Below are 22,314 nucleotides of genomic sequence, written 5' to 3'. Positions count from 1 at the left end.
CAGGGGCCCTGGAACCTGCCGTCAGCGATCGAGCGACGGACCGCCCGACGTTCCACCGCTCCCGGGCGGCCCACCAGTGGGGGTGCCGCCGATGCTGACGCCCGGCGTCGTGCCGGGCACGGGCGCGTTGCTGGGGTTTGCCATGTTGCCGGGCGCCGTCGAGCTGGAGCTCAGGTTCCGGGCTCCGCGAGTGACGCCCCCGACCGTAGCCGGTGGCGCTACACCTGTGTTGCCTGCGCCTCCGGTGACCACCTGAGCTTCGGCGGGGTTAGCCAAGGCGATGGTCAACGCGCCGGCCATCGTCATCGTGATGCGGAACATGCGTTTATCCGTGCTTCCGTGGCTCGGAAACGGTTGAGGCGCTGCTCGGTTCGAGCGGCGCCCAGACCGGACGTATCCTGCGCAGCCGCGCGCCGGGCGATCTGCCGGACCCTATCGGAGCAGCGACTCGCTCCAGTTTAGTCTATCCGGGTCATCCGCCAGATCAGGTATTGCTGAAGTTGGATGGCCTTTCCATCGCAGGCCGGTTCAGTCCTGTGATCCGGATCGATTTGTACGAGATCCGGTCGCCCGGCCTTCGAGCGTCCTATACGAGCCTTTACCGGTGAAGAATAGCCTCGACGCTCTAACCAAGCGGGCATCTTGATTTCATATGCCATGATGTTGCCCTCTAAAGGCGTGTACAGTTGACCGCCCGAAAGAGTTTTAGAACTGTCAGAAAGTGGAACCGTGCGGCTCCGCACGCCGGTACGGAGAATTCGTTGCCGGTTGCGCCAGCGGGTACTGAGATTGGATGGTTTGGTGCGCGAGAGCACCAAAGTTGCAGCGCATTCACTGAGGGTCGCGTTGTCGTCATCCGGTCCCTGCGCCGGTCCGCGCGCGACGGGCTCCGGCTGCTGCTGGCCGACGCGACCATGTCCGTCAGTCAGAGGCTGTACGTCGAACGGCAGCGTCACGCCCATCGGAACGCAGAAGACGGCCTCGGCCCAGAAGGAAGGCGCCTCGCGCGCGAGTGGCGGCGCATCGATCACTGTCGGTGGCGTCTAGGGACCGGTCGGTGCGGCAGACGGGGCCGCCCGGCGGATGCCGTGGTTGCCGGGCGTGTCGCAACCTCTCCGGAGGATGTCCGCCGGCAATCGGAGGACAGGCCGACCGCTGCGGCCGCTGCGAACCAAAGCGGCGTGCCCAAGCCTTGCACCGTAAGCGGTTCCGGACCGTACGGCTGCGGCGTGACTCTCGGGGTCCAGGCACGCCCGCGGTGCCGTAGAATGATTGTGTAAATCGTGCCGATCAGCGTCGCCGTTTGAGAACAGATACCCAGGTCGACGCGTGCTCGACGACGGGGCTGTGTGCAAGTCGCTTGACCCGCCGTCGCACGGATCCGTGAAAATCGCTTGGCCTCCGCTGTCAGAATGGCGACCGTGTTCCTGCCACGTCGCTCCAGACTTTTCAGACCGGATGGCTGGAGCGTCATGCACGCACGGCGACACCAATTGCACTTATGGCTCATATCCAACATAGAGCACGTCGCCCACAGGTTGAGCGCGTCCATGGCTGCAGCTTGAGGTGTAGCAAAGTCGCATCATGAAGAAGCTGCGGGATGCGAGGAGGCGCGCCTTGTCGGACGGTGTCATGAAGCCACTCGTCAGACCTCCAACAGCGCAGCACGGTGCGATCCGAGGCGCTGCCCGCGCGCTTGGCTGGCCGGAAGCTTTGCTCGACAACACGGCCGTCTACCCGTCTGACCTTCCCGAACAAGTCAGATGGCTACGGATGTGGGCGACCCGATTTGGCCTCGCCAAGGCCTGGAAGACGCCGCCGTATTTGAACGGGACCGTTTCGGGCTACCTCCATTCGGCGCAGCCATGATCTTCGTCACGAATGCGCAGGGTCAGGCGACCTTCGTCGGCCGCGAATGGACGGAGTTCACCGGCCAAGCCCTCGAGGAGGCTGTGAACTTCGGCTGGACCACTGTTGTGCACCCGGAGGATCGCGAGGTCGCCCGCAAGACCGTTGCCGATGCCATCCAGGCACAATGCGCCTTCAGCCTGCGCTACCGGATAATGACCCCCGATGGTCAGGCCGTCTGGGTGGCGGCCGGGGCAGTCCCATCCTTCGGGCCCCCGGATCAGACCTTTCTCGGCTTTCTCGGCTCGATCACTCCGATCGCAGAGGATCGGACAACGGATCTGCGCGCTCAAGGCTCGATCGGGAGCTTCGCACCGCCGCGGCCCCAATCCACGACGAAGCAAGCCTCCGCGCTCGAGGCGATCGCCGACCACCTGCTCACGGCTCACACGCTCATCGCGCACACGGATGCGGATCGCCTCCGACCCCTGATGGAAGATATTCTGCACGCTGTCGGCGTCGAACTCGCTCGGGCCGAGGGAAAGGGCCGCATCCTCGATAATTTCCACTGAAGAGCCCAGAGCGGAAGCCAATCGTGCATTCATCCCGGCAATGCGACGGCGTTCCGGCATCCCTGGCATGCGCTGGAAGCGCTGGCATGCCAGTCTTCACCGCCCTACACTTCAGCTTCCTCCCAAGGACTCCTTCAGCCCGCCCGGTTCGCCGCGGCGGGCTTTTTCGCGCCCGCTTTGCCCGTCGAGATCGCCGCCTGTTTCGAGTTCACCGGCCGCTCGCTCGGGACGAGCGCCATGACGATCCAGTATTGCCTTCAGGAAACGTGCCGATCCGCGCCGAGACCCGGCCCATGGCGTCAGTCGTCGGGCCAGTCTGAACTACGCTCAGCCGGGCCGGGTGGGGCTTTCGGCCTCTCCCGAGGCGCCCGTTCGAGCATCGGTCTGATACTCGGTACCGCCGCCGGACGCGGATCATAACCCATCGCAAACAGGGCCGCCTCGTCGGGGCGCACCGGTGGGAGGGGCGGATTCCGTATCGATCTGGTCTCACCGTTCGATGTTGGCGGCGCCACCAGCGCGCTGGTTGTCGGCGGAGCTTGAGCGTCGACGAGCGCGTTTCGTCCCTGCTGGGACGTGGGAGATCCCTTCGCGGGCCACCCGCTCGGCTGGCAGACATCGCCGCACTGTCCGACGACAGCCTCGACGATCTTGTCGCCGATCGCCGCTCTGACGATGCAGCCGGCCGGATGGTAGACGAGTTCGAACTGAAATTGAGACTTATCGTCCGATTCGGTCTCGAACTTGCCGTCGAGCTTCACCTTCGTGTGGGGCTGATCCGTGGTGCCGACGACATACAGGCGCCCTACGGCAATCGCCGCCGCAGTGATATCCGATGCCGCGCGAGACGGTGCTGCGACGAGGAGCGCGAGACAGGCACCCGCTGCGGACAGTGACAAACGGTGGACCAAGCGGACACCTCAGAAGATGCGCCGACCGTCGAATCAGAGCGGTCGAGTTGAGCTTATCGCATCGATGGACCGGACTATCCCGTGTCCAGCTTACGCTTGAGCTTCGAGAAACCTTGTTCCGAGCCGATTGGTTGCAGCCCGCGGATCCGACTTCAAGCGAACGGGTGAGGCAGACACGATGGGATGCCGCGACTAGCCATCGTCCACGCCGGCAAAGGCGGCGTCGCATTCCTCTCCACGTTTATGCAGGCCGCAACAGGTCGCCAACGTCGACAGCGTGCAAATAACCGTGCGGGACTTGGAATCTCGGCATTCGACCGAATGGCGGCCGGGACCATCGGCCGATGCGTCCGAACGCAAGCCGCAGGAGGCCGCCTTTGGGGAACTACCGAGTCAATACAACCGATCGGGGACGTGCGTGCGTCCTCTGGGGCAGATTCCCCACTCCTCGTGCATAGCGTCTTCGCCGCCAGTCACCTTTCGGGATCACAAAATTGGTTCCGCAGTGCGGCGTGACGTACCGCACCGCACGCGCCGGTCCCATCCGGCATCTTCATTGCAGTTGGTTTCGCCGGGCTCCGCTGAGGGCCTGTCGCTCGATGAAAGGAGTGCACGACATGGTCCTGAAAGGCTTCTCCTACGCGATGATCGGTGCCTTCCTGAGTGGTATCGCCATGACGATCGCCGGTTCAGCCGGTGTGCTGATGGGGCTCTGAGGACTGAGGCTGAAACGCGGCTTCTTGGACGGCCGCGATCCACGAGCCGGTGAGCGGCGGGGTGCGAGCCCCGCCGTTTTCCTGTCCGGAGGCGGTCTGCGTCACGGCGTGCGCGGTCGTTCACACCCTGGATGCGACGCTGCACTACATGCCCCTGACCCAATTCAGGAGGATCGCGTGAGACTGTTTATCGTCCCGGCCGTCGTGAGCCTGCTCGCACTCCCTGTCCCGGCGCTGGCCGCACCGGCGCCTGAGCGCATCCGAGGCACGGTGGATGAAATCGATGCAACCGCGATGACTGTCCGCACCATCGACGGCGAGACGGCGAAAATCGCTCTGACCACGGACACGAAAGTCGTATCCCTGGTGAAATCCAGCCTCGATGCCATTACGGACGGCTCGTTCGTCGGTACCGCCACGAAAGGCGACAACCCGCCGACGGCTCTGGAAATTCACATCTTCCCAGAAGCCATGCGAGGGACCGGGGAGGGGCACCGCGACTGGGACACGATCCCCGACACCCTTACCGGTGGCGAACGGGTGAAGAGCGCGATGACGAACGGCACCGTGAAAGCCGCCCCGGGTTCAGTGCCGAGGGTGAAAAGTGCGATGACTAACGGCACAGTCTCGAGGAGCAGTGCAGCCAATGGCGCGCAGATGCTCACGCTGACCTACGGTAACGGCGAGTCGAAGACGGTGGCGGTAATGCCCCAAACTCCGATCGTGGCCTATGAGCCGGCCGATCGTTCGGTCATTCGCGCCGGTTCCAAGATCTTTGTCATCGCCGCGCGTGACGGCGACAAGCTCACGGCGCTACGAGCCTCTGTGGGCAAGGACGGTGTCACGCCGCCAATGTAGCGGGCGGCGGCCGTCGATGAAGGTGTCAGGGGGCCGAGATCCAGCCGCCCGCCTAGGCGGGGCCATCTGGCTGCGATGGGGGCCGACGCGACGTTGACCGCCAGCCGCTTGCTCGACCGGGCTCCGTGGAACGGCGAGCGAGGTCGTACGAGGGCGAGGGGGCCTGGATTCGGCCCTCAGGTCCGTCATCCGTCGTTCCGGATGAAAACGGGCGCCTCTGCCGCCCCCAAGAAAGGCGCGGTGGTGCGACCAGGCGGTTCTCAGGCTGGGGCCGGCATGGACCCGGCGGAGTCCCCGCTCGCACCAAATTCGGCGGCGAACTTGCTGAAGAACTCGTCGGCGAGCTTGCGCGACGTCGCCTGCATGAGGCGGCCGCCGAGGGTGGCGATCTTGCCGCCGACCTCGGCCTTGGCGGTGTAGGCCAGGACCGTCTCCCCACCCTCGGCCGCGAGGGTCACCGCGGCGCGGCCCTTGGCGAAGCCGGCCATGCCGCCGTTGCCCTGCCCGATAAGGCTATAGCCTTCCGGGGGACGCACGTCCTCCAGGCGAACCGTGCCCATGAAGGCCGCCGAGACAGGCCCGATCTTCAGCGCGACCTTGGCCTTCATCTCCTCCGGCGAGACCTGCACCAGCTCCCTGCAGCCGGGAATGCAGCGGGCAAGCACGTCCGGATCGTTCAACGCCGCCCAGACGGCCTCCCGGGCGGCGGGGATCCGGTACTCGCCGGCGATGTCCATGTTCGTCTCCTCTCGGGAAGCCGCGCCGCCGGAAGGCCGGGGCGGGCGTTCAGACCGCGCAGTAGCGTGCCTGGATCTCGGGATCGCCCCGCAGAGCGGCCGCGGGGGCGTGATAGACGACGGCGCCGCCGTCAACGATGTAGACGCGGTCGGAGACTTCGAGACCGAGTTCCACGTTCTGCTCCACGAGCAGGATCGTGGTGCCCGCCCGTTTCATCGCGACGAACTGCGCGAACATCTCCTCGACGAGGATCGGCATGATCCCCTCGGAGGGCTCGTCGAGGAGCACCATCACGGGCTCGGCCATGAGCGCGCGGGCAATGGCGAGCATCTGCTGCTCGCCGCCCGACATGGTGATCGCCTCCTGCTTCAGCCGCTGCTTCAGCCGTGGGAAGGTCTCGGCGATCACCTCGATCCGCCGCGCCTCGTCGCGGCGCGTCGCCCGCTTTCCTCTGGCGGCCAGGATGCCGAGGCGCAGGTTCTCCTCCACGGTCAGCCCCGGCACGATGCGCCGCTCCTCCGGCACGTAGGCGAGGCCCCGGTGGAAGCGCTCGTGGGGTGGCCGGTGGAGGATGTCGGCCCCCGCGAAGGTCACGCGTCCGTCCCGCTTGGCCACCAGGCCCATGATCGCCTTCAGCGTCGTCGTCTTGCCGGCGCCGTTGCGGCCGACCAGCGTGACGATCTCGCCGGGGCGCACCTCCAGCGAGAGGTCCTGGAGGATGTGGGAATGGCCGTACCACGCCCGCAGGTTCTCGACCGCCAGGAGCGGCTGCGTGGCGTCGTACTGCGGGGCGGCGCTCATGCGGTCGTGCCCGTCGTTCTGCCCGTCGAGTTGCCCAGGTAGACGCGGCGCACCTCGGGATGGGAGCGGATATCGTCGGGGCTGCCCTCGGCCAGGAGCTGGCCCTGGTGCAGGACCACGAGGCGGCGGCACAGGCCCATGACGAGCTTCATCTTGTGCTCGACGAGGATCAGCGTCCGCGTCTCGGCGAGGCGCTGCACGAGATCCATCATCTCGCGCGTCTCCTCGGGGCTCATCCCGGCGGTCGGCTCGTCGAGGAGGAGGAGGCTCGGCTCGGCGGCGAGGGCCACGGCGATCTCCAGGGCGCGCTGCTCGCCGTGGGCGAGTTCACGGGCGAGGCGGTCCATTCGGGCGCCGAGCCCGACCTCGCCCAGCAGCTCTTCAGCGCGCTGTGTGAGTTCAGGATAGGCTCCGCGGTCCCGGAAGAAGGCGAAGCGGACCCGTCGCGCTTGGGCGGCCACCCGCACGTTCTCGCGCACCGTCAGGTGCGGGAACACGTTGGTGATCTGGAACGACTTGGCGATGCCCATCCGGGCGAAGGCGTGCGGGGCCGCGCCGGTGATGTCGCGCCCGCGGAACAGCACGCGGCCCTCGCTCGGCGGGAAGGCGCCCGAGATCAGGTTGAAGAAGGTCGATTTGCCCGCCCCGTTCGGCCCGATGATGGCGGTGATGCCGCCCTCAGGGAACGCGACCGTCACGTCGGACAGGGCGCGGAAATGCCCGAACCGCTTGCCGAGCCCCTCCGTGGCGAGAATCGGGGGTGCCACATGGGGCGCCATGGCGGTTGCGGTGATGACTGGGGCGGCGCTCACCATCCGGCCCTTCTGAGGCGTGCCAGCACCTCGCCCCAGATGCCGAGCGGCAGGAAGAGCACGAAACCGATGAAGATGGCGCCTACAAAGAGCTGCCAGTGGCTCGTTACGGTGGCGAGCCCGTCCTGCAGGAGCGCGAAGGTTGCGGCTCCGACGAAGGGCCCGAAGAAGGTGCCCATGCCGCCGAGAAGCGCCATCATCACGGCCTGGCCGGAGGTCGAATAGTGCATCGTCTCGATCGGTACGATCGAGAGGTGGATCGCCTGAATCCCGCCTGCCAGCCCGCATAGGGCTCCGGAGATCACGAACGCCGCGAGCTTCATGCGGCGCACGTCGTAGCCGCAGGCCTGCGCCCGGCCCTCGTTCTCGCGGATCGCCTCAAGGGCGGCCCCAAACGGCGAGGACAGGAGGCGCGAGAACAGCCAGACCGCAACCCCGACCACCGCCAGAACGGCGTAGTACTTCACGACCGGGTCGTGGAGGTCGAGGCGCAGGCCCGGCAGGGTGAGCGCCGGCACGTTGATGCCGCGCAGGCCGTTCTCGCCGCCGGTGAACGCCTCCGCCTGGTAGAAGGCGTAGTAGACGCACATGGACAGCGCCAGCGTCGTCATGGCGAAGTAGATGCCGCGGGTACGGATCGCCAGCACGCCCATGACGGCAGCGATCCCGGTGGCGAGCAGCGTGCCGGCGACGAGGGCCATGGCCGGGTGCAGCCCGTAATGGACGATGGCGATGCCGCAGCCGTAAGCGCCGCCGCCCAGGAAGGCAGCGTGGCCGAAGGACAGGAGCCCGGTATAGCCGAACAGCAGGTTGAACCCGAGGGCGTAGAGCCCGAGCACCAGGATGTTCACGGCGAGCGCCTGGTAGGGCGCGATCCAGGGAAACACGACAAGGAAGACGAGCGTCAGGGCGACGCGGTGCCGGCCACACCACGCCAGCCGGCGGCCGGTCCGGCCGGAGCCCGGCCGGGACGCCGGCAAGGTCGCCGGCAAGGCGCTTTCCTCCGTGACGGCGGGGGCAGGGACGCGGGCGCTCATCCGAGGGCTCCGGCCCGGCCAAGCAGGCCTCGGGGGCGCACCAGCAGCACCAGGGCCATGAGGGCGAAGATCGCCATTTTGGTCATGTCGGGGGCGATGAGCGACGTCATCGCCACGACGATGCCGACGAGCAGCCCGGCGAGCACGGCGCCCCCCAGAGAGCCCATGCCGCCGACCACCGTGACAACGAAGGCCTCGGCCAGCACCGGGATCCCCATCTCGGGCGTGACGCCCTGGAGGGGCGCCGCGAGGATGCCGGCGAGCCCGGCGAGCGCGCAGCCGAGGGCGAAGACCGCAAGCCAGACCTTCGCGATCTCGATGCCGAGCACCTGCACGATCTGCGGGTCTCGGGCGCCGGCCCGGATCACGAGGCCGAAGGGTGTGCGCTCGATGAACAGCCACAGGCCGCCCACCACCGCCAACGCGAAGCCGATCAGGAACAGGCGGTAGAGAGGGAAGTAGCCGATGCCGATATCGACCGCGCCGCGCAGCTCGGGCGGCGCCCCGAAGGGCAGCCCGGTCAGCCCGAAGGCGATGCGCACACCCTCGATCATGACGTAGGACAGGCCGAAGGTGAGGAGCAGAGGGTCGTCGATGCCACGTCCGTATAGGGGGCGCACGAGCACCCGCTCCACGGCGAGCCCGAGGAGCCCCATCGCCAGCGGCGCCGCGACGAGGCTCAGCCAGAAGTTGCCGGTGTAGCCGTAAAGGAAGACCCCAACATAGGCGCCAGCCATGAAGAAGGCGCCGTGGGCGAAGTTGACCACGTTCATCAGCCCGAAGATCAGCGACAGGCCGATGCCCACGAGGACGTAGATCGCCCCCAGCGCGATGCCGGTCACGAGCTGAAGGGCGAGGAGATCGAGGGGGAAGCCGCCGATCGTGATGTCGCTCAAGGCCGCGCCCTCCCGCGGGTTCGCAGGACGCGCCTCACGCCTTGTGGCCGAGTTCGTCGCAGCCGCGCAGGAAGCGCTCGTCGGGTCCCTCGGTGCCGAGGATCGTGAAGACGTCGTCCGGCGTCTTCATGTCCTTCGATTTCGCCTCGACGATCAGGACCGACTGGACCGACTGGTGGTCGCATTTCCGGAAGCTCTGCGGCCCCTTGTAGAAATCGGCCTTCAGGTTCTCCATCGCGGCCACGACCTTGTCGGTCTCGACCGACCCGGCGGCCTTCACGCCCTCCAGCACCGAGCGGACGCCGGCATAGCCCAGCGCGCCGTAATCGGACGGCACGGCGCCGTTATAGGCGGCGCGGAACCGGTCGTTGAACGCCTTGGCGGAGGGCACGCTGTCCTCCAGGCGCCAGTAGTAGGAGGTGCCGCCGATCACACCGTCGAAGGCGTCGCCGCCGGCCTTGCGGGCGGTAAAGAGGAGGACGGGCGCCACTAGCTTGGTATTACGCTTCAGGCCGAACTCGGTGGCCTGCTGAATCGAGACGACCTGGTCCCGGCCGAAATTGCACAGGCACAGCACGTCGGGCTTGAGGGCGGCGATCCGCGGCAGGAAGGCCGAGTAGTCGGAGGCGCCGATCGGGTGGCGGATGTCGGCCACAACCTCGATGCCTGTGGCCTCGCCGGCGCGCTTGAAGCCGCGCATCATCTCGTGGCCGTAGGCGTAGTCGGCGCTGAGGAAGGCGACCCGTTTGCCCGACTTCGGGAAGACGTAGCGGCCGACCGCGCCCGCGGTCATGTGCGGGTTCAGGGCCTCGTGGAAGGTGGTGCGGCCGAAATCCTTGGCCTCGTTGATCGCGTCGGACTGGCTGATCGAGTTGTAGATCACGCCGCGCTCGCGGGCGACGTTGTTGGTCGACAGGGTCACGGCCGCCGAGAGGCCGCCGACCAGGAAGTTGACCTTGTCCTTCTCGATGAGTTCGAGAGTCCGGGTCGCTGCCTCGCCGGGGTTGAGCTTGTCGTCGCGCACGAGGAGTTCGGCGTTCCGGCCCTGGAAGCCACCGGCCTCGTTGAACTCTTTGATGGCGAGCTGGGCAGCGCGCACCTGGTCGTTCGCCTCGGCGCCGAAGGCGCCAGTGAGCGGGACCGGGAAGCCGATGCGGATCGGGCCTCCCTGCGCGATCGCGGAGCGCAGGAGCGCCGGTGCGGCGAGCGCCAGCGCGGATGCGGCGGCGCTGCCCTGAAGCAGCCGGCGCCTGTCGAAGCCCGTTCCCATTCCCATCCCTCCGTTGGCGTTTCCTCTTCGGGACCGGCCTCTTCGGCGGACCGTGTCCCGTTATGGTCGATGTGTCGTCTTGGTCGATGTGTCCTGACCGGAGAGGGCCATCCGTCCTCGCGAGCGCAGCGAAGCAATCCGGGGAGCCGTCCCGTTCGGCAGCGTCCCGCTGCCCCGGGGTTGCTTCGCTGCGCTCGCACAGATGGGCAAGCCTGTCCGGTCTATCCTTCCTGTGATCAGATCAGTCCCAGCGCCTCCAGCACCACCTCGGGCGTCACCGGCTGGCGCGCGACCCGGATGTTCAGCGGCGCGAGCGCGTCGTTGATGGCGTTGACGATCGCCGCCGGCGCGCCGGCGGTGCCGGCCTCGCCCGCGCCCTTGGCGCCGATCTCGGACGACGCGGTGGCCGAGACCACGTGGGCGACTTCGATGTCAGGCATCTCGCCGGCCATCGGCACGAGGTAATCGGCCATCGACCCGTTCAGGAGCTGGCCTTCGCCGTCGTAGAGGCAGTGCTCGAACAGTGCGCCCCCGATCCCCTGGACGATGCCGCCACGGATCTGCTCGTCGACGAGGAGCGGGTTGAGCACGGTGCCGCAATCCTCCACGCACCAGTGCTTGAGCAAGCGCACGAAGCCCGTCTCGGTGTCGACCTCGATGTAGGAGGCCTGCACCCCGTTGGTGAATGCGAAGGGATAGTCCTTCGGCACGTAGTGCCGGGTCGCCATGAATTCGGGCTGCACCCCCGGCGGCAGCGTGTCGGGGCGGAAATAGACGATGCGGCCGAGTTCCGCGAGGGGCATGCGCTCGGTCCCGGTGGCGGCATCCACCACGGCGCCGTCGCGGACGTCGAGGCTCCCGGGATCGGCCTGCAGGATCGCCCCCGCCACTGCCAGGACGTTGCCGCGCAGGGCCTTGCCGGCCTGCCACGCGGCCTCGCCGCCGATGCCGGCCCCGCGCGAGGCCCAGGTGCCGCCGCCGTAGGGGGTCGTCTGCGTGTCGCCCGAGATCACCCGGACCTTGTCCATCGGCACGCCCGTGGCGGTGGCCACGATCTGCGCGATGATGCCCTCGGTGCCCTGGCCCTGCTCGGTGACGCTGACCGACGCGACGACGCCGCCCTGCGGATCGAGCCGGATCGTGCAGCCGTCCTGGGAGGAGATGCGCGCGCCGCCGACCCCGTAGAAGGCCGCCGACGGGTTGGTGATCTCGATGAAGGCCGCGAGCCCGATGCCCCGGTGGATCCCCTTATCGCGCAGACGGGCCTGCTCGGCCCTGAGGCCGTCGTAATCCATCATCGCCTTGAGCTTGGCGAGCGCCGCTTGGTGGGACAGCTTCTCCAGCTTGATCCCCGAGACGCCCGCGCACGGGTAGGCATCGTCGGGGATGACGTTCCGCTCGCGCACGGCCAGGGGGTCGAGGCCGAGCCGGGCGGCGCCCAGGTCCACGAGCCCCTCGGCGACCATCGTAGCGATCGGGTGGCCCACCGCCCGGTACTGGCAGGTCGGCGCCTTGTTCTGGAGCACGACGCGGGCCCGGGCCCGGTAGTGCTGATGTCGGTAGGGGCCGCCGGTCAGGTTGACGACCTGGTTGGCCTCGACCGCGCTGGTGCGCGGGTAGACCGAGTAGGGCCCGATGCCCGTGAGGTCGTCCATGTCGAGGGCGAGGATGTCGCCCGCGGCCGAGAAGGCCATCCGCGCCGTGACCCGGTGGTCGCGGGCGTGGATGTCGCTCTGGAAGCTCTCCAGCCGGTCGGCGACGAACTTGACTGGGCGCTTCAGCATCAGCGCCAGCGCGCAGGTCGCCATCTCGTCGGGGTAGATGTGGACTTTGATCCCGAAGGAGCCGCCGACATCCTTGCAGATCACCCGCACGGCGCCTTCCGCCAGCGAGAGGTGCTTGCACAGGATGTCCTGCATCATGTGCGGCGCCTGGAAGGAGTGGTGGACGGTGAGCATCCCGTCCGCCGCCGCCCAGTCGGCCAGGATCGCCCGCGGCTCCAGGCACACGCCCGTGTGCCGGCCGAACTGGAACGTCTCCTCGACCACCAGGGCCGCGTCGCGGAAGGCCGCGTCGACGTCGCCGACGTCGAGGACGCGCTCGAAGGCGAGGTTGTCGCCGAGCTCGGCGTGGATCGGCGGCGTCGCGGGATCGAGCGCCGTCTCCATGTCGACCACGGCGGGGAGCGGGTCGAACTCGACCAGGATCGCCGCCAGCGCGTCCTCGGCCTCGGCCCGGCTGCGGGCGACGACCGCGCAGAACGGCTCGCCGACCCAGGTCACCCGGTCGAGGGCCAGGGCGTGCTGGGGCGCCGAGCGCAGGCCCTTGAAGTGGCCGAGCACGCCGACCCAGGGAGTGCACACGGCCGCCAGTTCGGGCCCCGTCACCACGGCGATCACGCCGGGCAGGGCCTTGGCGTCCGCGGTCTCCAGCGCGACGATGCGGGCATGGGCGTGGGGGCTGCGCAGGAAGGCGACGTGGCCGAGGCGGGCGACGGCGACGTCGTCCACGTACACGCCCCGGCCCTCCAGAAGGCGCCGGGCGTTCGGCCGCGGGACCGAGCGGCCGATATAGCTGTTCGGCCGGTCGAGGAAGGTGAGGCCGGCGGGATCCGCGCTCATTCGGCAGCTTCCCGGCCGGCATTCCTGCGACCTTGCTGGCGCGCCTCGGCGGTCGCCGCGATTGCGTCGACGATGGCGTGGTAGCCGGTGCAGCGGCAGTAATTGCCCGCGATCGCCGCGCGGATCTCTTCCCGCGACGCCGCCGCGTCCGCGTCGTCCAGCAACTCGGCGGCCGTCACCAGCATGCCGGGGGTACAGTAGCCGCATTGCAGGGCGTTGCGGGCGTGGAAGGCGTCCTGCAGGTCGCGGATGCGGCCGCTCTCGGTCAGCCCCTCCACGGTCTCGACGGTGGCGCCGTCGGCCTGGACGCCGAGCATCAGGCAGGCGCGGACAGCCCGGCCGTCGACCAGGATCGTGCAGGCGCCGCACACGCCATGCTCGCAGCCGAGATGCACGCCGGTGAGGCCGAAGGACTGGCGGAGGAGGTCTCCGAGATGCATCCGGGCCGGGACGTGCGCTCGCACGGCCTCGCCGTTCAGTGTGAAGGCGACCGCGTGCGCGCGGTCCGGACTCTCAGGCGCCATCGGGGACTCCCGCCTGCACAAAGCCGTCGCGCATCCGGCCCGCCACGCGGCCGAGGATCACGCGGGCGAGGTGGAGCCGCGTCGCGGCTTTTGTCGTCGGATCGTCCGGCGGATCGAGCTCACCGGCGAGCGCAGCCTTGGCGCCCGCGAGGTCGCCGGCCTGCAAGGCCGCCGCGGCGGCGCGGGCAAGCACCGGCCGGTCGGCCACCCCGAAGAAGGCGAGGCGCAGATCCGACAGGCCGCGCGCGCTCCGTCGCCCGGTCGCCGCAAGGCCGACGAGGGCGTAGTCCCCGTGGCGGCGCGACAGCTCGTCGAAGCCCCAGACCGCGTCGGCCTCCGGGACGGGAAACTCGATCGCCGTGACAATCTCGCCGGGCTCCAGCGCCGTCGTGTAGAGGCCGCAGAAGAAGTCGTCCGCCGCGACCCGCCGCTCGGCCGTCGGCCCGCGCACCACAAGTGTGGCGCCCAGGGCGAGGCAGCAGGCGGGCCATTCAGTGGCGGGATCGGCCAGCGCCACCGAGCCGCCGATTGTGCCGCGGTTGCGGATTGCCGGATGGGCGATGTGCGGGAGGGCGGCGGCGAGCAGCGGCAGGCGGTCGCGCACGAGCGCCGCGGTCCCGACGTCGCGGTGGCGCGTCATGGCACCGATCCGCACGGTGCCGCCGGCCTCCGAGATGCCGGTGAGTTCGGGGATCGCGTTGAGGTCGACCAGCAGGCCGGGCGCCGAGAGCCGCATGTTGAGGGCCGTGACGAGGCTCTGGCCGCCCGCCAGCGGAACGGCGTTCTCCCCGTGCTCGGCGAGCAGGGCCAGCGCCGCGTCGAGCGAGGCCGGACGCGCGTAGGCGAAGTCGGGCGCCTTCAAGCCCTGGTCCTCCTCCCGATGGGCTTGCCCATGACCGCCCCGATGGGACAGGCTGGAGGCCCTTATTGATCGTTCGCTCAATAGAAGGCGAAACCGAGATGGCGTCAAGCAGGCCGGCGGACAGTGACGGTCGGGTGCCGACCGGCCGGCGGCTGAATCCGGAGGCCCGCGAGCGCCAGATCGTCGAGGGCGCGGTCGCCTACTTCGCCGAGGTCGGCCTCGACGGGCACACCCGGGAGCTCGCCCGCCGGCTGGGCATCACGCAGCCGCTGCTGTTCCGCTACTTCCCGACCAAGGCGGCGCTGATCGAGCGCATCTACGAGGAGGTCTATCTCAGGCGCTGGGATCCCGGCTGGGAGGCGACGGTGCGCGACACCGCGCTCCCCGTCCTCGAGCGCTTCCGGCGCTTCGAGATCGACTACCAGCGCCGGATCGACGACTACGCGTGGCTGCGGATCTTCGTGTCGGCCGGCCTCAAGGGGTTCGATCTGCCGAGCCGCTACCTCGGCATGGTCCGCGCGCGCATCTTCGCGCCGCTGCTCGCCGGGATGCGCGCCGAGTCGAACCTGCCGGACCCTGAGGTGCAGCCGCTCGCCGCGGACGAGTTCGAGCTCCTGTTCGGCATCCACGGTGCCCTGGTCTATGTCGGCCTGCGCTCGCGGGTCTACGGCATGGACGGAACGGCGGACCGCGACGCGGTCCGGGCCGCGATGCTTGACGCCGCCCTGCCGGGGCTGCTCGCGACCCACCGCCGGGTTGTGACCGCCGCGCGATCTGACGACTCGATCTAGGTCCGTCCCGGGATCCCCGGATCACAGGATGCCCGGTCCGACCCGCGGCGTTACCGAAAAGGGCCGGCGCACCGATGACTTTCGCGGGAACTGCATTAGCCTCGCGGGCCGGAGGAACGTCATGACCCAAGGAATAGAACCGAGCTCGGCGGCGCTGCCGCCGGAGCTGGCTCAGGAGTTCGCTGCGGCGCGGGACAACGGCTGTGTCGGCACCCGGCTTCTCTCGGAGGACGCCCGCTGCCGGGTCTGGACCATCGTCCTGGCGCCCGGGGAGCGAATCGGGTTCCACACGCACGTGCTCGATTACTTCTGGACCGCTGTCACGGCGGGGCGGGCCCGCTCGCACTACGGCGACGGGCGCGTCGCGGAGGTCGATTACCGGTCAGGCGACATCCAGCACCTGTCGTTCGGGTTGGGCGAGTCGATGACCCACGACCTCGCCAACATCGGCGACACGGATTTGATCTTCACCACCGTCGAGTTCTTGGACAGCGCCAACGCGCCCCTCGCCCTTCCAGCCGCGGTGCGCGCGGAGGTGACCCGTCGCGCAGCCTGACTCGACGACACTGCGGACTGATCCGCGCAGCGCCCAAATGGGAGTGATACCGTCCAGCCCGCGTCCCGAGGTGCCGGTGTCACCGGGCCTCGAAGGAAGGCTTCTCCAGTCGCGCGACCTCTGGCGGCTCCGTGGCCTCCTACTCCGCCGCGCTCCGGCGCCTCAGGATAAAGCGCAGCTTGATGGGCTAAAGCTTCCGGATCGCCCGTCGTGGCGCGTGTCGCGCCCCGATCCGCAGCGCCTTACCCGGGGGCCAGGTCCGGTGGGACCGCCGTTCCGGCCATGACCGCCTCAGGGCTGCGGAACCGTTCCGCCGCTGACCGCTCGGCTGCGCCCCTCTGCTGCGCCTGCAGGTAGGCGCCCAACTCCCGGCCCCGCGCCACGATCGCGGCGCCGTATCCACATCGCCGGCCATCGAAGGCGGCGAGTCCTGCTTCGACGTCTCCGGCCGCTGCGTCGAGGGCGTCGGCCAGGGCGGCCGCGTCCTCCATGGCTTTGGTTACGCCCATCCCGACATGGGGCCGGGCCACGAAAGCGGCATCCCCGATGAGCGCGACGCCGGGGGCCGGGACCATGGTCGGCGTCTCGATGTCCAGGATCGCCTGCAGGAACGGCCCATTGGCGCGTAGCATGACCTCGGTGAACGGCGGCGCGAGGATCCTCTCCGCGTCGGCGCGCATCGCCGCAAGCACTTCGGTCTTGATCCGGCCCGGCGGAATGGAAAGGGCGTGGCGGATCCCGCCCGCATCTGTCAGCAGCGCGTTGAGCGCGGTCTCTGGGGTCGGCCTGTACCAGACTGCGTTGAAGCACAGCTTGGCCCCGTCACCGTCTTCAAGGCCGGAGACAGGATAGCCGAGGATCTGCTCGCCCGGCGGCAGGCAGAATGCAAAGTGGCCACAGATCGCCTCTTGGGTCGCACGCGAGAGGACCGCGGCGTCCACGACCGCGCGCCACGCCACGTACCCCGCATAGGTCGGCACCACGCCGCCCAGGAATCCGGCCCGCACCGTCGAGAACTGCCCGTCGGCTCCGATCAGGAGATCCGCCACGATCCGATGTCCGTCCTCGAAACGCGCTACGACGTGATCTCCCTCGTGCGCGACCGTGGTGAGCGTCGCGCCGAAGCGGATTGTGTCCGGAGGCAAAGCATCCAGCAGACGGCGGTAGAGCCGGCCCCAGCCCGCGAGGATCTGCGGCAGGCTGCCTTCAGCGATCACACGACCCTTTTGATCGAGGACCCTGCGGCCTTCCACCATCACGCCGAGATCTTTCACGCCGGCCGGGGTGCCGCAGCGCGCCAGCACCGTCCGAAGTCCTGGATGCGTGACGATCCCCGCCCCACGGCCGGTGAGCGGTCCCGCCGAGCGCTCGAACACCGACACGGTATGGCCGCCCCGTGCGAGCAGGCATGCCGCGGTCAGTCCGGCAATCGAACCGCCGATCACGGCTACGTCCAGTCGCTTCATGCAGCCCTCGAACCGGGACGGCGGTCCCGACGGCGGGCAGAATGGCCGTAACCGGACGCTTTACCAAGCCGTGCCACACCGCCGGCTCGGCGGGAGCGCGATCGATCTTGAGCGGGCCGGCGCAGAGACAGCCATGCCGCTTTCGGCCGAAATCGCCACGCCAGTCCCGGCACGTGCGGAGATGCGCGTCGCCGACGGAGCGGCTACGCGCGACAAACGAAGCGTCGGCCCCGCCGTTCGGCTCTGAGATGAAGTCCGGCCGCGCCACGATGCAGATGCGGCACGTTGGACGCCGCCCTGGGAGGCGGCCGCATCTTCACTACACTCGGTCTCAGTCTCGGATTCAAGGACGGCTGCCGAAGCGTTCGCGACGCCCGGGCCACAGGCATGTGCGACGATGACCCGACACCCACGAAGCGAAGCCTAAGGGAACTACCGGAGCGACTTCGATCGCGCTTTGATCACGCTGGAGCTGACATGATCTGGCTGCAATATTGGTGGCACGCCCTGCGTTCGAACATGTCCTGCGTCCCCGGTTCCGGTCGACCGCGCCGTTCGTTCACGGGACCCATCTGGCAAGGCATCTCGTATGCGATGCTCTGTCTCGCAGCGGCTCCGGTCGCGCAAGCGCAGTCGATGGTGCAGCCGCTGCCGCAGGCACTCACGCCCGATCTCGACCCCCGCACTTGGCCGTTGAGTGCAGTGGGCAAGCTGAACGTCGTGACCGGACCGGGTAGTCGGCAGTACTGCACGGCGACGCTGGTCGGGCCGCGTCACGCACTCACGGCCGCGCACTGCCTGTGGGACCGCGCGCGGGAGCGCTGGGCCGACCCTGCCGGTGTGCACTTCGTGGCCGGCTACGAGCAGGGCCGCTACACGGCGCACTCCATCGCCAAGGCCTACATCAAGCCCGACGCCTATCGCTTCGGTACCAGCCGCGAGGATCTCGGCCGCGACTGGGCCATTGTGGAACTCGCCGAACCGATATCGCTGAAACCGCTGGGCCTGAGCCGGGCCATCGGCCCGGACGCCCGAGCCACGATGCTGATCGGCATCGTCCACGCCGGCTACAAATCCTACGCAAACCAGATCGTCAGCGTCGAGCGCGGCTGCCAAGCGCGTTACGAACCCGCCGCCCTGCCGCTGCTCCAGCATTACTGTCGTGTCGCGCCCGGTGAGTCCGGCTCGGCCTTGATCCTGCGCGACGACGAGCCTGCGATCGTCGGCATCCTCGTGGCCAGTGCGACGACCGGCACCTCGATCGCGGTACCGGTCAGCAGCTTCCGGACGGCCGTCGAGGCAGCCTTGAAGGGGCCGGCGGCCGAACGAGGTGAAGCACTCAACCCCGCACGAACGCCTGCGTCGGCTGGCCAGCGCTGAGCGACCTGTCGGCGTCTCCGAACCCGGCACGGCATCGACCCGGCGCATTCCCGGACCTTCATGAGGCGACCCGCTCCGGTCATCGCGGATGTCATCGCCGTGTCGCCGTGTCGCCGGGTCACGCGGTTCGACGAGCGAGCATCTCGCGGATGCGGGCGGCCAGAACGTCGACCGCGAAAGGCTTGGTCAGCACCTCCATGCCGGGTTCCAGATCACCGTCGCCGAGCACCGCAGCTTCCGCGTAGCCGGTGATGAACAGCACCTTCAGGTGCGGGCGGCCAACTCGCGCGGCGTCGGCCAGCTGGCGCCCATTCATGCCGCCTGGCAGGCCGACATCGGTGACCAGCAGGTCGACCCGCGCGTCCGATTGCAGCACCCGAAGGCCACTCGATCCATCCGCAGCCTCGACAGCCGTGTAGCCGAGGTCGCTCAGCACGTCGGTGATGAGCATACGCACGGTCGGTTCATCGTCCACCACCAGCACGGCCTCGCCGGTCTCGGCCTGGGCGATCGGGCGCTTCACGGGATCGGACCCGTCCACCTGTGCCACGCCGTGGTGCCGGGGGAGGTAGATGCACACCGTGGTGCCGGCGCCAACGGTCGAGTTGATCCGAGCCTGACCGCCGGACTGCATGGCGAACCCGTAGATCATCGAGAGGCCCAAGCCCGTGCCTTCGCCGATCGGCTTGGTCGTGAAGAATGGGTCGAACGCCCGAGCCACGATTTCCGGCGGCATTCCGGTGCCGGTATCGGTCACGCACAGGGAGAGGTACTCACCGTCCGGGATGTCCAGCACGGCCGCTTGGTGGCGATCGATCAAGCGATTGTCCGTCTCGATGATGATCTTGCCGCCATCCGGCATGGCGTCCCGCGCGTTGATGCACAGGTTCAGAAGGGCGCTTTCGAGCTGGGAAGGGTCCGCCAGCGCGGGCCAGAGGCTGTCAACACTCACGCGCCGGACCTCCACGCTCGGCCCGACCGTCCGCTGGATCAAGTCGAGCATCCCATCCACCAGCGCGTTCGCGTCGATCGTCCTGGGCGCCAGCGTCTGACGCCGCGAGAACGCGAGCAGCCGGTGTGTCAGCGCCGCGGCCCGCTTTGAGGCGCCCTGGGCGGCGGCGATGTATTTGCCCACATCCTTGGACCGGCCCTGGCCGATGCGGGTCTCGATCAACTCCAGCGAACCTGAGATGCCCGCCAGCAGGTTGTTGAAATCGTGGGCCAGGCCGCCGGTGAGTTGGCCGACCGCCTCCATCTTCTGCGACTGACGCAGCACGTCCTCCATCCGCGCCCGCTCCTCGCCGGCCTCCCGGAGGCGGTCGGCCGCGGCTCGGAGATCACGCGTCCGCTCCTCGACCCGCGCTTCCAAAGACGCGTTGAACCGACGGATCTCGTCCTGAGTGCGACGCTGCCGATAGGCTGCCAACCCCAGCAGCGTCGTCGCGAACAAGCCGCCGCCGCACACGAGCCAGATCTCCGGAAGCGCCGAGGATTGCCGAGGCGAAACCCGTTGCTGGAAGAGGACCGTCCAAGTGCGGCCGCCGAGTTCGAGGCTTGCCGCTCGCCTCAGTCGGCCGGATGTTCCGGCGGACGATCCGCGCGAGCGGTGCAGCAGCGTCGCCTCTTCCGGCGCACCATCGTAGATCGCGAAGGCGGCGTCCTCACCGGCCTCGGCCGCCACGATGCTTCCGAACAGGTCGTCGGCACGGAACGCGCCGAAGACGAAGCCGAGGAATTTTCGCCGCCGCTCGTCGAGGTTCGGGGGCACTATCCCCCCTGCATAGACCGGCATGGCTACCAGGAAGCCGGCCTGCTTGTTCGCGTCGATCTCCTGCACGAGCTGGATGCGAGCCGAGGCCGCCGGATGGCCGGTGTCGCGCGCACGCTCGACCATGTCGCGCCGGACGGGGTCAGACATCACGTCGAAGCCGATTGCGGCCTGGTTGCGCGGGTGGGGCGGCTCGGCGAACAGGACCGGGCTGATCATCGTGTTGTCGGTGATTGGGCGCACGCGGAAGTCGGCAACGCCCAACGCATCGGCCCGCGCGGCGAAGCGCTCCCGCTCGGAGGCCGGTATGGTCGGCGTGAAGCCGATCCCCAGGAAACCCGGATATAGGCCCTGGAATTCAATCCGTTGCACGTACGCCCGGAACTCGGTCAGCGTGACGCTGTCGTTCTTCGCAGCGAACAGGGCGGCGCCGCCGCGCAGAAGGGCCGTGTAGGTGCGGAATTGGTCTTCGATCGTGCGCAACTCGATCTCGGTGGCGTGCTCGAAGGTCAGGCGGTCCCGCAGCTTCGCCGCCCGCCAGATCAGGGCGGTGCTCAACCCGGTCGCGATCAGGCCTGCGGCCAGGATTGCAGGCGGAATCCAGCGGGCCGTCTTCGTCGCCCGGGATCTCGTCGATGGCGGGCGCTCGACAAGGCTTGGCGGCGGTTTGGGAGAGGGCAAGTGGCGCGACCGAATGTGGAGAGCGGCCCGTTTGTTGGACCGGCGACGGCTTGGAAGCCGATGATGGCGCCACGGGGGCGGTTCGGCGAATGATGCTGCTCCCCGGCCTGTCCTCGGTCTGAGGTTGGCGTCCGTCGATCAGAGCCGGACGATGCCGATGCGCCGGTTCGGCGCGAAGCCGTTCCACGGCATCCCGAAGGAGCAGCCGGCCAACCTCGCGCCGAAGTCCCCACGCGATACCTCGACCCGCGACGGCAATGCGGCTCATTGGGATGCAGGCGCATATTTGGCTGCGAACGCGGACGACTCGATTGTCGGCATATTCGCAACCTGCTTCCGCAGGAGGTCATATCGATCGATGAATTAAAAAGCACCAAGATTTCTAATTACTGAGACTCAATCGGTATCGATAAACATCGCCCCGGAATAGACCTTCAACATATTCGATCATGACGGAATGCTGATTGTAGCTGTGCCGCTTGATCAACAGGCATGGCATCGGCGTGTCGAAACCGAAGATCTCGCACTCTGCAGGGGTTGGCATTGTGGCTTCGACCGTCTGGTCGCAGCGTACAAGACGGCCGCCCTCATGTTGTGCCAGGAACGCGTAGACCGAACCCGACAAGTCGCCGGTCTCAAGACCCGGCACGGCCCTGACGTTGTACCAGGCGATCTCGCGCGACATCGGTACGCCGTCGCCGGACCGAACCCGGATGAGTCTCAGGAAGGGTGATGTTGACGGCAAACCGAAGATGGACGCGATGGAACGATCTTCCGTGATCACCCGCTCCAGAACGCGCGAGGAGGGGATTTTGCCCAACTCGCGCATCTCTTCCGTGAACCCCTTGAGGCGGTCCATCCCGGGCCGGACTGGCTCAGGCCGATGCCGCACGACGAAGCCTGAGCGTCCGCGCGGCACGAGTAGCTCGTCGTCGCGCAATTCCGCATAGGCGCGCTGAACCGTGATGCGGCTGACACCGAGACGATCGGCGAGTTGTCGCTCGGCCGGCAAAATGACGCCGGGCGGCAGTGAGCCCGACAGGATCAGGTCGCGCAGTTGCTCTTCGATCTGCCGATAGAGCGGCATGGCGGTATCGTCGCGCAGACGCACGAGGGACAGAACGGAAGGACGATTGCCTGTCGCAGCGAGAGTTCCGGCGTCGCCGTCTGTCATCTGGATTCCGAATCGCACTTCCTGCCGCGCTC

General features: G+C 68.2%; 20 protein-coding genes. 5 read left to right on the top strand and 15 right to left on the bottom strand.

Annotation, left to right across the window (positions count from 1 at the left end; all coding sequences use genetic code 11):
* Window positions 1-21: 21 nt before the first annotated feature.
* Entirely contained in the window at window positions 22-321 is a 300-nt protein-coding gene (locus tag MMSR116_RS11710) for a hypothetical protein (RefSeq protein ID WP_010682970.1), read from the bottom strand.
* 137 nt (window positions 322-458) lie between these two features.
* Window positions 459-1,031, bottom strand: a complete 573-nt coding sequence (locus MMSR116_RS11705; protein WP_010682971.1) for a hypothetical protein — start codon at window positions 1,029-1,031, stop codon at window positions 459-461.
* Window positions 1,032-1,865: 834 nt separating this feature from the next.
* Here MMSR116_RS11705 and MMSR116_RS11700 point away from each other — a divergent pair.
* Window positions 1,866-2,420: a PAS domain-containing protein gene (locus MMSR116_RS11700; protein ID WP_010682973.1), complete on the top strand. Its 555-nt coding sequence runs from the start codon at window positions 1,866-1,868 to the stop codon at window positions 2,418-2,420.
* A gap of 299 nt (window positions 2,421-2,719) precedes the next feature.
* Here MMSR116_RS11700 and MMSR116_RS11695 read toward each other — a convergent pair whose 3' ends face one another.
* A complete protein-coding gene (locus tag MMSR116_RS11695; protein WP_083920183.1) occupies window positions 2,720-3,331 on the bottom strand; it encodes a hypothetical protein in 612 nt (203 codons plus the stop codon).
* Window positions 3,332-4,224: 893 nt separating this feature from the next.
* Between MMSR116_RS11695 and MMSR116_RS11690 the strand changes: the two genes are divergently transcribed.
* Window positions 4,225-4,905, top strand: a complete 681-nt coding sequence (locus tag MMSR116_RS11690) for a hypothetical protein (protein ID WP_010682976.1) — start codon at window positions 4,225-4,227, stop codon at window positions 4,903-4,905.
* Window positions 4,906-5,165: 260 nt separating this feature from the next.
* Here the strand turns inward: MMSR116_RS11690 and MMSR116_RS11685 are convergent, their stop codons facing one another.
* The 9 genes from MMSR116_RS11685 to MMSR116_RS11645 all read right to left on the bottom strand — a co-directional run bounded on the left by MMSR116_RS11685 (window position 5,166) and on the right by MMSR116_RS11645 (window position 14,466).
* On the bottom strand, window positions 5,166-5,642 hold the full coding sequence (locus MMSR116_RS11685) for an SRPBCC family protein (RefSeq protein ID WP_010682977.1): 477 nt from the start codon (window positions 5,640-5,642) through the stop codon (window positions 5,166-5,168).
* A 49-nt stretch (window positions 5,643-5,691) separates the two neighbouring features.
* On the bottom strand, window positions 5,692-6,444 hold the full coding sequence (locus tag MMSR116_RS11680) for an ABC transporter ATP-binding protein (RefSeq protein WP_010682978.1): 753 nt from the start codon (window positions 6,442-6,444) through the stop codon (window positions 5,692-5,694).
* Window positions 6,441-7,259, bottom strand: a complete 819-nt coding sequence (locus tag MMSR116_RS11675; RefSeq protein WP_051072127.1) for an ABC transporter ATP-binding protein — start codon at window positions 7,257-7,259, stop codon at window positions 6,441-6,443. The genes MMSR116_RS11680 and MMSR116_RS11675 overlap by 4 nt, the downstream gene beginning before the upstream one ends.
* Window positions 7,253-8,293, bottom strand: a complete 1,041-nt coding sequence (locus MMSR116_RS11670; protein ID WP_010682980.1) for a branched-chain amino acid ABC transporter permease — start codon at window positions 8,291-8,293, stop codon at window positions 7,253-7,255. Before MMSR116_RS11670 ends, MMSR116_RS11675 begins: the two co-directional genes overlap by 7 nt.
* Complete coding sequence (locus MMSR116_RS11665; protein WP_010682981.1) at window positions 8,290-9,189, bottom strand: branched-chain amino acid ABC transporter permease; 900 nt, start codon at window positions 9,187-9,189, stop codon at window positions 8,290-8,292. Before MMSR116_RS11665 ends, MMSR116_RS11670 begins: the two co-directional genes overlap by 4 nt.
* A gap of 34 nt (window positions 9,190-9,223) precedes the next feature.
* A complete protein-coding gene (locus MMSR116_RS11660; RefSeq protein WP_010682982.1) occupies window positions 9,224-10,459 on the bottom strand; it encodes an ABC transporter substrate-binding protein in 1,236 nt (411 codons plus the stop codon).
* 236 nt (window positions 10,460-10,695) lie between these two features.
* Entirely contained in the window at window positions 10,696-13,080 is a 2,385-nt protein-coding gene (locus MMSR116_RS11655; RefSeq protein WP_158168862.1) for a xanthine dehydrogenase family protein molybdopterin-binding subunit, read from the bottom strand.
* A complete protein-coding gene (locus MMSR116_RS11650) occupies window positions 13,077-13,604 on the bottom strand; it encodes a (2Fe-2S)-binding protein (RefSeq protein WP_010682983.1) in 528 nt (175 codons plus the stop codon). Before MMSR116_RS11650 ends, MMSR116_RS11655 begins: the two co-directional genes overlap by 4 nt.
* Window positions 13,594-14,466 carry an FAD binding domain-containing protein gene (locus MMSR116_RS11645; protein WP_010682984.1) on the bottom strand — a complete coding sequence of 291 codons (873 nt, stop codon included), beginning with the start codon at window positions 14,464-14,466 and terminating at the stop codon, window positions 13,594-13,596. Before MMSR116_RS11645 ends, MMSR116_RS11650 begins: the two co-directional genes overlap by 11 nt.
* 98 nt (window positions 14,467-14,564) lie before the next feature.
* Here MMSR116_RS11645 and MMSR116_RS11640 point away from each other — a divergent pair, with 98 nt between their 5' ends.
* Window positions 14,565-15,257, top strand: coding sequence for a TetR/AcrR family transcriptional regulator (locus MMSR116_RS11640; RefSeq protein ID WP_010682985.1), 693 nt, complete (start codon window positions 14,565-14,567; stop codon window positions 15,255-15,257).
* 121 nt (window positions 15,258-15,378) lie between these two features.
* Window positions 15,379-15,813, top strand: a complete 435-nt coding sequence (locus MMSR116_RS11635) for a hypothetical protein (protein WP_010682986.1) — start codon at window positions 15,379-15,381, stop codon at window positions 15,811-15,813.
* A 242-nt stretch (window positions 15,814-16,055) separates the two neighbouring features.
* Here MMSR116_RS11635 and MMSR116_RS11630 read toward each other — a convergent pair whose 3' ends face one another.
* Window positions 16,056-17,279, bottom strand: coding sequence for an FAD-dependent oxidoreductase (locus MMSR116_RS11630; protein WP_010682987.1), 1,224 nt, complete (start codon window positions 17,277-17,279; stop codon window positions 16,056-16,058).
* Window positions 17,280-17,756: 477 nt separating this feature from the next.
* On the opposite strand from MMSR116_RS11630, the gene MMSR116_RS11625 reads away from it, so the two are divergent.
* Window positions 17,757-18,659 carry a trypsin-like serine peptidase gene (locus tag MMSR116_RS11625; RefSeq protein ID WP_158168861.1) on the top strand — a complete coding sequence of 301 codons (903 nt, stop codon included), beginning with the start codon at window positions 17,757-17,759 and terminating at the stop codon, window positions 18,657-18,659.
* Window positions 18,660-18,777: 118 nt separating this feature from the next.
* On the opposite strand, the gene MMSR116_RS32380 is transcribed toward MMSR116_RS11625, so the two are convergent.
* Together MMSR116_RS32380 and MMSR116_RS11615 are read right to left on the bottom strand one after the other, a co-directional pair.
* Window positions 18,778-20,985 (bottom strand): CHASE domain-containing protein, encoded by a 2,208-nt coding sequence (locus tag MMSR116_RS32380; RefSeq protein WP_010682989.1) that lies wholly within the window; start codon window positions 20,983-20,985, stop codon window positions 18,778-18,780.
* A gap of 505 nt (window positions 20,986-21,490) precedes the next feature.
* Window positions 21,491-22,282, bottom strand: a complete 792-nt coding sequence (locus tag MMSR116_RS11615; protein WP_010682990.1) for a GntR family transcriptional regulator — start codon at window positions 22,280-22,282, stop codon at window positions 21,491-21,493.
* Window positions 22,283-22,314 lie beyond the last annotated feature (32 nt).

It is taken from the genome of Methylobacterium mesophilicum SR1.6/6, from assembly GCF_000364445.2.
Taxonomy (GTDB): Bacteria; Pseudomonadota; Alphaproteobacteria; order Rhizobiales; family Beijerinckiaceae; genus Methylobacterium; species Methylobacterium mesophilicum_A.
The sequence above is the reverse complement of the archived record's forward strand: the minus strand, read 5'-3'. Positions and strand labels throughout refer to the sequence as shown.